Consider the following 12,833-nt stretch of genomic DNA (forward strand, 5'->3'; position numbering starts at 1 on the left):
GAAGGAGATTGTCCACTAGAAGATGTTGGTGAACCAACTCGTCTTTGAGGAACCTCACAACGCGTAGTGTAGCAAGATGAAGGCCGCCATCACGGTGGCGAAAAGCATACTAACACCTTTCGCCGCCTGTGTCAAGCGGTCGGTCCTTTGTGTCAAGGCGCACGCGTCGATGTTCGTCATTACAGCGAGCCAGTGCCTGTCACTTGTTCTGGCTCCACCCCAATGATCAGTGACACATCGTGCTCGCGACCATCGTCGGCAAGCACCAAGTAATCCGTAGCCAGACTCTGTCCATCCAACGTCCATAGACCAGCCGCCGCATGCGCCTCAACGCCCGCCTCACACCGCACCCGGATTCGGTACGTCGCACTATGGTATCGATACTCGATTGTGAACTCATCCCACTCAGGCGGCACACAAGGCCGTATATACAGTCGATCCGCCCGGCGAACAACACCCAAGATAGCCTCCAGGCCAGCTTGATACATCCATCCGGCCGCCCCCGTGTACCACGACCATCCCGCGCGACCCGGATGCGGGCTTGCGGTATAGATATCGGCCGTCATCACATATGGCTCGTTGCCGTATGTTTCGACCTCACGCCTGGTCTTCGTGTGGTGGATCGGATTCAGCATCGTAAACAACTCGTACGCCTTATCGCTTCTACCCAACCTCGCCCAGGCGACAATGCTCCAGATTACGCCATGGGTATATTGGCCGCCATTCTCGCGAATGCCAGGCGGGTATCCCTGGATATAACCTGGACTCGGATCTGTCGCATCAAACGCCGGAGTCAAAAGTCGCGCAACCTGCAAGCTCCTATCGACCAATTCGCGGTCGAACGACCGCATCGCCCGCTGTTGACGCTCCGGCGGCGCCGCACCTGAGATGACAGACCAAGATTGGGCGATGGCATCAATTCTGCATTCCCTGTCCACGATGGACCCAAGCCACCTGCCGGCGTCGGTGAAAGCTCGGCGATACCACACGCCATCCCACGCGTGTTCGTTGACATTGTGAGCCAATTGATCGCGCACGTTCCGCAGGCGCAAGCGAATATCCACGCTAAACACCGGGTCGTGCAAATCCAGCATGCGGTCGATCACGTTGATCAAAAACCACGCAAGCCATACACTTTCACCACGTCCCTCGGCACCGACGCGACTGAGCCCATCATTCCAGTCGCCGATGCCGATGAGCGGCAGCCCATGTTCACCAAAGCGGAGTGCCCGCAGGACGGCACGCAGACAGTGTTCGGCAATTGTACCTGACGTATCACCGACCACCGTGTCCTCATAACGTTCCAACTCATCTTCGGCGAGCGGTCGACTCGTGAGAAACGGAACGCGCACGGCGAGGATGGAATTGTCCCCCGTGTGCTCCACATAACGCGAGACCGCATACGGTAGCCACAGCAAATCGTCGGAAAACTTCGTGCGAATTCCTTTACCTGTTTCTTCGTGCCACCAATGTTGCACATCACCCTCCTCATACTGATGGCTAGCATTGCGAACGATTTGAGCCCGCAGATACGACGGATCCGCATGGAGGAGGGATAAGGCGTCTTGCAATTGGTCGCGAAAACCGAATGCGCCTCCCGCTTGGTAAAACGCCGTACGCGCCCATAAACGGCACGCCAGAGCTTGATACAAGAGCCACCCATTCATCAGAATGTCAAACGACCTATCGGGCGTCGCCACTTGCACTTTACCCAACGTCTCCTGCCAAAGCGCGGCTGTTTCCGCAAAGGCCTCTGCACAAGCCAGCGGATCGCGATATGTCCGCACCAAGTTGCGCACCTCGTCCACTGATTCCGCGCAGCCTAAAAGAACGATAATCGTCGCTTCGCTTCCAGGTTGTATTTCGATCTCGCGCTTTACAACGCCGCAGGCATTGGGAACGGCGCCACCCTTCACCGCGAAATGTCGTTCAACGAGGCCAGAGGGACGTGCAAACGAACCGGCGTCCCCAAAGAACCTGTCGCGATCGGCCGTCCACTCCGGTTCGCCTAAGTGGTCACCTGCCATATGCAGGAACGCGATCGCGCTGCGAAATGCCTCTTGGTACGTGTTGCGGGCGACAAGTGTCGCACTTTCCTCGTCCCAGTCACTGACCACGAACGAACTCTGCCCCTCGCGTGTTACGCCCAGCACCCATTCTGCATAGTAGCTGATAGCCAGTCGCCTCGTTTGATTGCTTGTGTTACGCACCACAAGGCGCATCAATTTGACTGGATCACTTGTTGGAACGCCAATATCAAATGTCCATTCAAGACTATCGGCTGTAGCGGCAAATCTCGTACCACCAAAGCGGTGCGTGACCGTATACGTAAGCTCGCCGCCGGCTGGCTTTGGCGTTGCGGACAGCAGTTGCCCTGTGTCGAGATCGCGAATGTACAGGCACTCTCCTGGTAGATCCAGAACAGGATCGTTATTCCATGGAGTCAACTTACACTCGCGGCTATTGCGCCACCAGGTGTAGCCTGTCCCCAATTCCGTGATCAAGCATCCAAATTGGGGATTGGCAATCACGTTTGTCCACGGACGCAGCAAATGCGCCCCTGGCTGTACGCAGATTTGGTAGGCCGTGCCGCCGTCGACAAACGCACCATACCCGTTCGCAAATTCGCCGTCGATATGGCGTGACAACTCCTTGCGCCGTTCGCGCAAAGACAGCGGTTTTCCGTCCAAGCGTTCCGTTTTTCCATCCGGCAGAAGTTCGCGCAACTGGGCCGCCACGCTCGGTCCGCCTGCGCGCAACCAAACCCTGACCACGGCAGCCAATAGCGTACGCTCTGCGCTCGACAACTGCTCCGACTTCAAAAATGCTACCCGCGTAAGTGGCGCGATGCCCCGGCGAGCGAGTGCATCGCGAATTTGATCGACCAACGCATCATGATAGCCACCTTTCGTCTCGTCGATCACGGCGAGATCGACCGCTATACCTTGTCTGCACAAATACTGGTGCATGCGAGCAACGAGGACGACAAACGACAAATCGGCTGGCGATGTAAAGCTGACCGCCAGAATGGGTACGTCACCGCCTAAACCGTGTGCCCAGAGGGCTGACTGACCCAACTGATTCGCCTCGATGGCGCGCTTGCGCGCAGAAGGTAATGCGCTTGGCCGCAGCAAGTGTGCCGCAATTCGCTGTGCGTCAATGCTCTGCTTGACTGAAAGATGCGCGTGGCGCAAGTCGATTTGCGCACGCACCCAGGCGAGTTGGAATGCACGCTCGGCCTGGCGCGCCTCCCGCAACGCCGAGGCCGCAGCAAACGCATGTTCGCGCGCGTTGGCGACACTCGTCAGTGCGTAGAGCACGGCGCTTTCCCCCGGTCCAAGATGCAGGCGACGGCGGATGACGAATGCGGGATCCGCCACCGAGCCAGTTGTCCCAGCGAGCCGCCCGGCGAGCCCTTGCGGTGTGTCGAGCCCATTGCCGCGACCGATGAACGCTGCCCGATCCGTCTCGAACTCATATGGCTCACTCTCGCGTTCCACCGCATACAAGGTATGAACAGCCCACACCTCGTCATCTTGGTCCGAACGACGGCGTCGCTTGGCAAACAAAAAGCCTGTTTGCTCATCGTGTCCGGTCTCGACAAATAGTTTCGCGAAGGCTGGATGAGCCAAATCCGCGGCTGGATCGGTAAGGCACAATTCGACGAACGACGTCACTTCCAACGTGCGCGGCCGCTCACTCGTGTTTTTTAATTCGAGGCGGCGCAATTCGACATCCTGTTCAGGTACGATTACGACCTCCAGCTTGCTTTCAATGTCCGCGACACAGCGCTGAAATTGCGACTTATCCGGGCGGAAACACACGTCGATGGGACCGCCCAGGACAGCCGGATAGGCGGTCGCACTCCAGGCGAGCTCGCTGTCGACATCGTGGATATACATGACCGGTCCGCTCAATTGAAGATGTCGATCTTCTCGCCAGCGCGTCACGGCGATCCCCCGCCAACGCAGGCTGCTCTCTCCGCGCGCCGTCGTTACGACCGCCAGCGATCCATTTGCCAAGGCGTTGACTTCCCAGCCATCTGCTTCCGTAAGGCGGCGTTCACCATCCTGCAGCGGCTGATCGAAATTCGGCAGGTACACGGAATTGGCTGGCCGTTCCAACAACGCCACCTTGCGCGGTATCCTCTCCTGCAGAATATAATCGGTTGCTTGTACTTCGGGTACTGCGTGGAACCGCCGGATCATCACATCATCTAGCAATGCGTTTGTGATCGCGAGCATACCCATGCCTTGGTGATGCGCCATAAAGCTTTGAATCACTTCGAATGTCCGCCCAGGGGGCATGCGCTCTGGTGTAAAATCGACCGCCTCATAGTACCCATACGCGCCTTTTGCACCAAGCTTGGCAAACTGCCGCAAGGATTGCAGGCTTGCCTCAGGCGCTAACGGCAACGCGAGCAGCGCAGCATATGGCGCCACCACCAACTGCCGCTCCAATCCCCTGTCCAGTCCCAAACCCGGCACACCAAAGGCCCGGTATTGGTAGTTCAATTGATAGTCGAACGCATAATACCCGCTTTCCGATATGCCAAGAGGTACTCTGCGCGCATCTGCGTACGACTGCTGGCGGCGAATGACCCCTTGATAGGTATATGCCCAAATCGTGTTGCGATCGTGCCGCATAATGAGACTCGGCATGAGGTACTCAAACATGGTTCCGGACCACGACAACAACGTACGCCACCCATTGGCCATCGTCATCGTGCGACTGAGTGTGAACCAGTGCGAGACCGGTATCTGTCCTAGCGCGATCGCGACAAAGCTCGCCTGCCGAGCCTCGGATGCCAGAAGATCGTACAGGATGGACTCTCTTTCGTTGCGATCGACGTGAAAGCCAAGTGCAAACAGCCGTTCCGCCGGACTGTAGAGCGGGCGAAAATCGGTGTCTTCGACGATCCGCCAGACCGCTTTGCGCAAAGCGTGCAATCGTTCGTGAAAAACGGTTTCCGACTCCGCCCATTCGGCGAGCGCCTGATAGACGACAATCAAGCTTGCCACGAAGTTGCCAGAATCGACGGTCGACACGTAGCGGGGCGGCAAGGGAGCCTTGCTTTGCGTGTCGTACCAGTTGTACAGGTGACCGTGCCACGTCTCCAATGATGCAATCGAACGTAATGCGGATTCCAGCCGACCGACCATGGTCCCGGTGTCGATGATCTGCAGATCGCGTGCAGCGACGACACACATCAGGTACAGCCCGATGTTGGTGGGCGACGTGCGATGCGCAATGCGCTCGACTGGCTCAAATTGAACGTTGTCTGGAGGTAGCCAGTTGTCGTCTGCCGTCACGTAACGCTCATAAAACGACCAGATTTCTTTGGCCAACTCACGCAATTCGTCGGCATGCTGTGCGATGCGCTCTGAACGGTTGTCCATTTGCGGCTTGCGGCTAAGCCAGGCGGCGAGTAGATGCCCGGGAAGCCACGCACAAAGCAAAACCACGGCCAATGTCAATCGGCCCAGGGTGGGTTGCCAAAGTGCGGTTATGCAACAAAGTACCGTCAACCCATACCCGACCGGCGCATACAACAGCGTGTGGCTGCGCCATCGCCCACGCTCCATGTGGGCAGAAGGAACCCACTCGAGCAGTTTGCGACGACTGATACACATGCGATAGAGTGCGCGCGCCACGGCGTCGATGTTTACCGCGGTCGTCCACGGCAACAGCGCAAACTGTACGAAGTTTTGCCCGCAGGTAAACGCCGCTGGCCGCCAATTGGGCGGAGCACTTGTCACGGTTGCCTCCAGTCCGCGAAGAAATGGTGCAAACAGCGATACCAATACGACGCTACCCCATGCCCACGCCGGGCCGGGTAACACGCCTCCAACCGCGAGCCACAATACGGCAAACAAGGCCGGCGGCAGTAAGCTACGGCGCGCGTGATCGACAATTTGCCAGCGAGTCAGCCCACACAAATCGACTTTGCGACGCTGGCCACCGCGATCCCGGCAGATGCGACGCAACCAATATAACAGTTGCCAATCTCCACGAATCCAGCGATGCGCACGCCGTTGGTGTGCATACACGGTCGCTGGCTGATCCTCGACAACTTCGATGTCGGCCACGAGTCCGGCGCGCAAAAAGCCACCTTCTAGAATGTCGTGACTCAGTACGCGATTGTCCGGAATGCGATCGACAAGCGCGTGGTAAAACGCGTCGACGGCAAACACGCCCTTGCCGACGAACAGTGCTTGACCGAACCAATCCTGATATGGATTTGCCACCGCAAAAGCGTACGGATCGATGCCAGTTTCACCGGACCAGAGGGCTGCAAAACGTGATCTTTGTGTCGACGCATGGCTCACGCTCACAGCCGGTTGCAATACGCCGTAACCCGCTTCGACGCGGGTGCCATCGCGATTGAGTCGAGGGCGGTTGTAGGGCAAATGGATGGTACCTACCATGCGGTTGACGACCCCAATGGGTAACTTGGTGTCGAGATCCACCGTAAACACGTAGCGCACAGCTCCGAGTATGGATGTATCGCCCAAGACGGTCGTGAAATTTGTGTCCCGTTTGCCTCGCAACAACTCGACAAACTCCACAAGCTTGCCGCGCTTGCGCTCCCAACCCATATACACTCGGTCGACAGGATTCCATGTGCGATCGCGATGGAACAAATAAAAACGATGCTGCCCGTATTCCTTCTGCAACGCCGCAATTCGTTCTATGGCACGTTCCAATAGCTCGCGATCCGTTTCGCACGTCCGCGACGAAGCGTCCGGATAATCGGCGAGGATCGCAAAATGGATATAATCCCCGCGGTTGGCCAAGTGGTGCACGAGTAGCTGGTTCACCGCATCATCCACGTCCTCGACACTCGACCAAATGACGGGCATTACGACCATGGTCCGAGCTTCTTCGGGCAGGCCTTCGGAAAAGTCATATCGCAATAACGGCACGGGTCGAACACAGCGCACAATCACCTCGTGCACCAATACGACAACCCACTCGCTGACCGGCAACAAGAGTGCCGCAATCACTGCACAAATGGACGCAATAGGCAGTGAGAAGCCGCCTGTCAACCAATTGGATACAACGGCAAGCAGTGCAATGAACAAAACGCCAGCGCCTGCGAGATAAGACAAGAGTGGCCTTTGCCTCGCTGCTAATTCCGGCAATCGCCGCGGCTTGATGTGCTGTGCCAATGCGCGGCGAAGCGTTGCGAGGCCGTGAGCATCCACAAGATAATGCCCAAAAAACGCTTCTCGATCCGCCTGGCCTTGGCTAATTGCACCTTCCGCAAGGCGCACGGATGTTTCAGCGATCAGCGCTTCCGGAATGCGAAGTCGTTCCGCTAGGCGCACGACGCGCTCGCGCAACACGTCCTGGCTGTTGGCATCTAGGCGAGGATAATCTCCGGTCGGATCGCACATAAAAATCTGATCAACGCGACAAATGCGCGAGAAAATGGATCGCCATGCAAGGCGTTCGAGGCGGTGTAAACTTTGCACTAAATTTCCGCAGCGAACCTGCAATTCAGCTTGTAGCTGATGTTCCAACGAAACAATGCGTTCCAGGCTCTCTGAGTTGTTTTCGATATGTAAGGTCAGCCATTCGCGCACGACCTGAATATCTGGTTCCCACTCGCTCAAATGATGCACAAAATGAACAAGCTCGACAGGGGAGAGTGGCCTGCCCCCCGTGCGGCGCTCCAGGAGACGCCGAACTTTTTGCTCGTCAGGCCCGGTTTTCCCCACGTCGTCCAACAAGCGCTCAATGTCATGACACACTTCATGTCGTCGCCTGACTTCCGCCATGCTGGCTGCTAGTCTTTCAATGATTGCGACACGCAAGGCGTTGGGCAAGGTTGCGCATTCAACGGCTGTCAGTACTGCTACTTCCTGAAAGGCCTGAATGTAGACGACAAATGTGTGTTCGTCGTAACGGCCATCGACACTATCTAAGTAATCGTCGCACAGAGCCAATACGCGCAGCCGCCCGGCCCCATGTAAATGCGGCAATCGACATAGCGTCTTACGGGGCCATTCGCGCTCCGCTACCTGTGCCTGCATCTCAATGAAAGCGACGTGATCGAGCAGCCAATCTTCAGCGGGTTGCGCACAAGCTGAGCGCTTCTGCTCAAGCAAGGATGCGAATGACCGCAGTTGGGCGACTTGACGACGTACGTCTGGCCATAGCTGTGCGCCCTTGTTGCGCGATCGGTCGATTTCATCGGTCAAGGCAAACTCGTGTGCACGCACTTGCAACTCTGTATCTGTAAGAATCATAAGTCCTCCTGGAGTTGCGGAAAGGATTTGCGGATCGCAAACCGCGACACCGACCCATGTTCAGGTGAGAACACGGACAGCATATGTAAACATTCCCTTTTACAGCCTTGTTTATAAATCCATCCGGCAAACCCCAAGCTAACGCGTGATCGTGTTAAAATAGGAATAGGTGACATGGACTCCATAGAAAGCGCTTACGATTAAAGGCGCCTCGATTCTCTGACGTCTCAGGCAAACGATAGGAGGGTGACTAGTGAATCAAGGGATCTTGGGGACGAAAGTCATTGCCCAAATTGGAATTCTCGTTCACGACATTGAAGCGACCAGCAAGGCTTATGCCGAGATGCTTGGCGTGGAGGTGCCGACCTGGAACTGGACGGACACGGTTGATATGGCGAAGACAGAGTACTTAGGCCAACCGACCGAGGCACGCGCAAAACTCGCATTCTTCAACCTTGGTGGGCTGCAGTTGGAACTCATTGAGCCAGACCACAACCCTAGTACTTGGCGCGAGTGCCTTGACCGCAACGGCGAAGGTCCCCACCATATTGCCTTTTTGGTAAACGGCGTGAAGCAGGTTGTCAAACGCTTGGAAGACCGCGGCATGCCTGTACTTCAACGCGGCGAATACACAGGTGGCCGCTATGCTTACATCGACGCAGAGCGCGACTTGAAAGTGATCCTGGAACTGCTAGAGAACGACTGAGCACCAACAGTCTGAACCATGTCGGCTTTGCGTCGTATAACGACGTCCATCAACCTCGTAGAAAGGGCGGTGCGCCAATGTCTTTTGCATATATCAAGGGAATGACGTGGGGATGGGTCGGTCACGCTGATACTTGGGACACACCCGAAGCGGAACACTCGATGCGCGAGATGGCGAAACTCGGGATCAATTGGACGGCCATCGCATTTCAAGGTCTACAATCTGATCCGCATGCGACCACCATTCGCTTTAACGAGCCGCCGATGGTCAGCGACAAAGAAGTGACCGCCGCCATTGACCGAGCACACGCAATGGGACTTAAAGTTTGTCTGAAGCCAGTCGTTAACTGCGCGGATGGCACCTGGCGCGCTCATATTGATTTTCCAGATGATGCGCAAGGTAACGAGCCGTCGTGGAGCGCTTGGTTCGCCAGTTATAGCGAGTTTATCCTGCACTATGCGCACATCGCGGAGACGACAGCATGCGAGATGTTCTGCATTGGTTGCGAAATGGTGGCGGCGGATCGCAGAGCCAACGAATGGCGGTCCCTTATCGAGCGCGTGCGGGAAGTTTATCACGGCCCCATCACATACAATTGTAACCACCATCAAGAGGAGAAGGTTACCTGGTGGGACGCGGTCGATCTCGTCTCCACGAGCGCCTATTATCCGGAAACCGAGTGGAAAGAGCGAGTTCCTGTCCTGCGCGCATTCGCCCAAAGCGTGGGCAAACCCGTGTTCTTCATGGAAGTTGGCTGTCCAAGCCGCAAAGGCTCAGCACAAAAGCCTTACGATTGGACACACCCAGGCGCAGTCGATCTCGAAGAACAGGCCCAGTTCTATCAGACGATGTTTGACGCCATGGAAAACGAGTCTTGGTTCTATGGATTCATGTTGTGGGATTGGCCAAGTCGCCTCTACCCACGCGAGGAAGCTGCCCACAATCGGGATTACTGCATGTATGGGAAACCTGCCGAAGACATCATCCGGTCGTTTTACGCATCTCGATAAAATTCCAAGCAGGGTTCACCCTGACCCGTTCGCATGTCGACGGCTCGCCGCTGCTGAAGCATGGCGAGCCGCGCCAACGGCGGCCTCCTCACGTTCTTGCGACCACGATAAGCGCATATCAAACCGACGTTCAACTCTCCGAGCCAGGTGTGGGTTATTGCGCAATCCGTTGCCCGCCCCCACAATCCGCGATACCCTGCTTCGTATGTTCGGTGGAAGCGTAGCCCAGTAATCGTAGAGTTCCTCGACGACGCCATCCAGCGTCGCGATCATAAAGTCGACAGGCGTGAAGTTATTCGCGGTCATGTTCTCCATCCGCGCTTTGTCTGTCTCATCGTCTCGCGTGCCATAAAAAGTTGGCCGGAAACGAAGTGTGCTCTCCGTTTTTCCCACTTGTTCCGCAATCGTCAAAGCCCTGTCCATGGCGGCATAAAGCGATGAAGGCGACTGAAAGCCAAACATGTCAATGACTTGGCGAAAAAACGACGCCAAAAGCGCATATGCCTGACCTCCGGCCAAAGTGGCACCGACCAGCAATCCACCCCCGCCAGGAAATGGACGCCATTCCCAGCCTGGAACGGTTTCCCCGACATCCACTCGAACAGATAGCTGCGCACCCGTTCCAACATTGATTAACACGCAGTCGTCACGATTACCCACCGCGCCGACATAGCTCGCTTGGTTATCGCCAATCGCCGGGTAGACAGGAATCCCGCGAAAATGACCCAGGGGCCGCCCCGCGTTGGAACATCTGGGCAATATCGAGCAATCGATCCCTGCGCGCTCCAATGCTGCGTCGCGAAAAGACAACGCCGACACGTCAAAACCACCGAGACTCGCCGCCATCGATGGATCGAGAATCGGACTCGCCGTCCTCGTCAGCAGCAAAGCGACGGCATCTGCAAGCGTGCATAGTTTGGCGGCCGTACGCGGCACTTGCCCCTGCACGACATGATAAAAATGTGTAGCCAGCCCATAGCCCGTTGGTACAGTTTGTCCCAACTCCGCTGAAAGTGCTGCACTATAGGTCATGCCGTCTCGATAACGTGCGCCAGCGCGTCCGTCTTGCCACGTGTACAACGGGCTGACCATCTCACCTTGTTCGTCGACATAGACGATACCGTGCATTTGCCCCGTTATACCGATGGCTTCGACGTCATCATAGCGCGCCACGAGTCGATCGACGATGGCCTCTGCCAGCTTGGCAATCCCCCTTCCGTCTTGCAACTTGGCAAATGGCTCGCGGGCAGAGAGAGCAGCTCCATGTACTTGTGTTTCGAGCGCTATAACCCTGTCGAGATCCGAATCCCAGACACAAGCGCCAATCGACGTCGTGCCTAGGTCAAGCCCAATGGTTTTCATCCAACGCGCATCCTTTCCAAGGGATAACATGGCCGAAGTTTGCAGAACGTTAACGTTGATGAGCGTACCACGCCCAAACAGGAGGTGGGTAGATGGCAAGCGAAACTCGTAAACCACAAGTGGATAGAAAGTCAGGGGATGAAACCAAACTGGCACCGGGACTTGACGGTGTGGAAGGCTTGAATCGCGATGCAACCCAAGCCGAAGTTGCACGCGGCGAAGCAACCCGCGTCGTCAAACTGGAATACGACGAATATGATCCGAGCGAGTCTTAACGCGTCGTTCCGAAAAGGGGATGCTTCCCCTTTTCGGACGTGCACGCAATGAAAATTATCAATGAAAGAATGACAGACGTACACCATCCTCGTCAAATCCGACGGGCCATGGCATAGGACGTTCGCAACGCGTAGTCATCTCGTAATGGCGTCCGCTCGTCGATGACACGTGGATGCCCTCCATAATTTCAAGCACATGCAAGGCAAGTTCGCCGTTTGCCCGATGCGGGCGCCCTGTTTTGACCGCATCTGCCATGTCGGCGACCGCTAAGCCACGACGGTTCTCCGAAAATCCGAACAAAGGCGCAACCTCTGTCCACTCTTCAGCACCTTGACGACGCACGCGCAAAGCGCCGCCAAAGTAGTTCGGATCAGGCACCGAGAGCGTGCCTTCTGTCCCGTAAATCTCAATTCTCGGCAATTCCGAGTGCCACACGTCAAACGAGGTGACAATGGTCCCGACCGCACCTTGTTCAAACTGCAACAATCCCGTCACATGCGTTGGCGTTGACACGGGAATGCGTTCGCCAAATCGATTTGGGCCAGTGATCACGCGCTCCGCAAACGTCGTTTGCGCAATCCCGGTCAACTGCCGCACGGGCCCCAACAGGTGTACGAGCGCTGTCAAATAGTACGGTCCCATATCAAACATCGGGCCGCCCCCAGGCTGATAAAAGAAGTCAGGATTGGGATGCCAACGCTCAGGCCCATGGCTCATCATAAACGCCGTCGCGGCTATGGGGCGTCCAATCCAGCCATCGTCAAGTACTTTGCGTGCCGTCTGAAGGTGACTTCCCAAAAACGTGTCCGGAGCCGCACCGATGCGCAGACCACGGCTGATTGCAAGTTGAACCAAGGCCTTGCCTTCCTCCGTATTCAAGGCCAGCGGCTTTTCCGAATGCACATGCTTGCCTGCAAGCAGGGCCCGACGAGCAATGTCCGCATGGGCGTTTGGGATCGTCAAATTGATGACAATCTCGACCTCGGGATCACTCAACAACTCGTCGACCGAGCACGCCTTCGGCACCCCAAACTGAGCCGCTCTGCTCCGCGCGCGCTCCAAATCAATATCGGCGCAGGCGACGACGTCCATCCCAAACGTCTGACAATTTTTTAAATAGATTTCGCTGATCACGCCACAACCAATCACACCAACTTTAACTTGTGCCATATTGTCACCGTCCTCATCCTCATTATACCGCTTTAAGCAATCGCTTTCATATGT

At 56.3% G+C, this 12,833-nt stretch carries 6 protein-coding genes; 3 read left to right on the forward strand and 3 right to left on the reverse strand.

What is annotated here, in order from left to right; all coding sequences use genetic code 11:
• Positions 1-179: 179 nt before the first annotated feature.
• The gene (locus BLU70_RS12665) at positions 180-8,255 is read right to left on the reverse strand and encodes a glycoside hydrolase family 94 protein (RefSeq protein ID WP_074693688.1); all 8,076 of its coding nucleotides are present in this window, start codon (positions 8,253-8,255) and stop codon (positions 180-182) included.
• Positions 8,256-8,508: 253 nt separating this feature from the next.
• Between BLU70_RS12665 and BLU70_RS12670 the strand changes: the two genes are divergently transcribed.
• Positions 8,509-8,961, forward strand: a complete 453-nt coding sequence (locus tag BLU70_RS12670) for a VOC family protein (protein ID WP_074693689.1) — start codon at positions 8,509-8,511, stop codon at positions 8,959-8,961.
• Positions 8,962-9,038: 77 nt separating this feature from the next.
• Positions 9,039-9,971: a glycoside hydrolase family 113 gene (locus BLU70_RS12675; RefSeq protein WP_074693690.1), complete on the forward strand. Its 933-nt coding sequence runs from the start codon at positions 9,039-9,041 to the stop codon at positions 9,969-9,971.
• Between the two features lie 15 nt (positions 9,972-9,986).
• Here the strand turns inward: BLU70_RS12675 and BLU70_RS12680 are convergent, their stop codons facing one another.
• Complete coding sequence (locus BLU70_RS12680; RefSeq protein ID WP_074693691.1) at positions 9,987-11,333, reverse strand: sedoheptulokinase; 1,347 nt, start codon at positions 11,331-11,333, stop codon at positions 9,987-9,989.
• Between the two features lie 92 nt (positions 11,334-11,425).
• On the opposite strand from BLU70_RS12680, the gene BLU70_RS14435 reads away from it, so the two are divergent.
• Positions 11,426-11,608 (forward strand): hypothetical protein, encoded by a 183-nt coding sequence (locus tag BLU70_RS14435; protein ID WP_074693692.1) that lies wholly within the window; start codon positions 11,426-11,428, stop codon positions 11,606-11,608.
• A 58-nt stretch (positions 11,609-11,666) separates the two neighbouring features.
• Here BLU70_RS14435 and BLU70_RS12690 read toward each other — a convergent pair whose 3' ends face one another.
• Positions 11,667-12,779: a Gfo/Idh/MocA family protein gene (locus tag BLU70_RS12690; protein WP_006446609.1), complete on the reverse strand. Its 1,113-nt coding sequence runs from the start codon at positions 12,777-12,779 to the stop codon at positions 11,667-11,669.
• Between the last annotated feature and the right edge of the window lie 54 nt (positions 12,780-12,833).

The sequence above is a fragment of the Alicyclobacillus hesperidum genome (genome assembly GCF_900107035.1).
GTDB lineage: Bacteria > Bacillota > Bacilli > Alicyclobacillales > Alicyclobacillaceae > Alicyclobacillus > Alicyclobacillus hesperidum.

Coding starts and splice junctions, on each gene's coding strand:
- BLU70_RS12665 (WP_074693688.1), bottom strand. CDS start 8,255: ATGATTCTTACAGATACAGAGTTGCAAGTGCGTGCACACGAGTTTGCC.
- BLU70_RS12675 (WP_074693690.1), top strand. CDS start 9,039: ATGTCTTTTGCATATATCAAGGGAATGACGTGGGGATGGGTCGGTCAC.
- BLU70_RS12680 (WP_074693691.1), bottom strand. CDS start 11,333: ATGAAAACCATTGGGCTTGACCTAGGCACGACGTCGATTGGCGCTTGT.
- BLU70_RS14435 (WP_074693692.1), top strand. CDS start 11,426: ATGGCAAGCGAAACTCGTAAACCACAAGTGGATAGAAAGTCAGGGGAT.
- BLU70_RS12690 (WP_006446609.1), bottom strand. CDS start 12,779: ATGGCACAAGTTAAAGTTGGTGTGATTGGTTGTGGCGTGATCAGCGAA.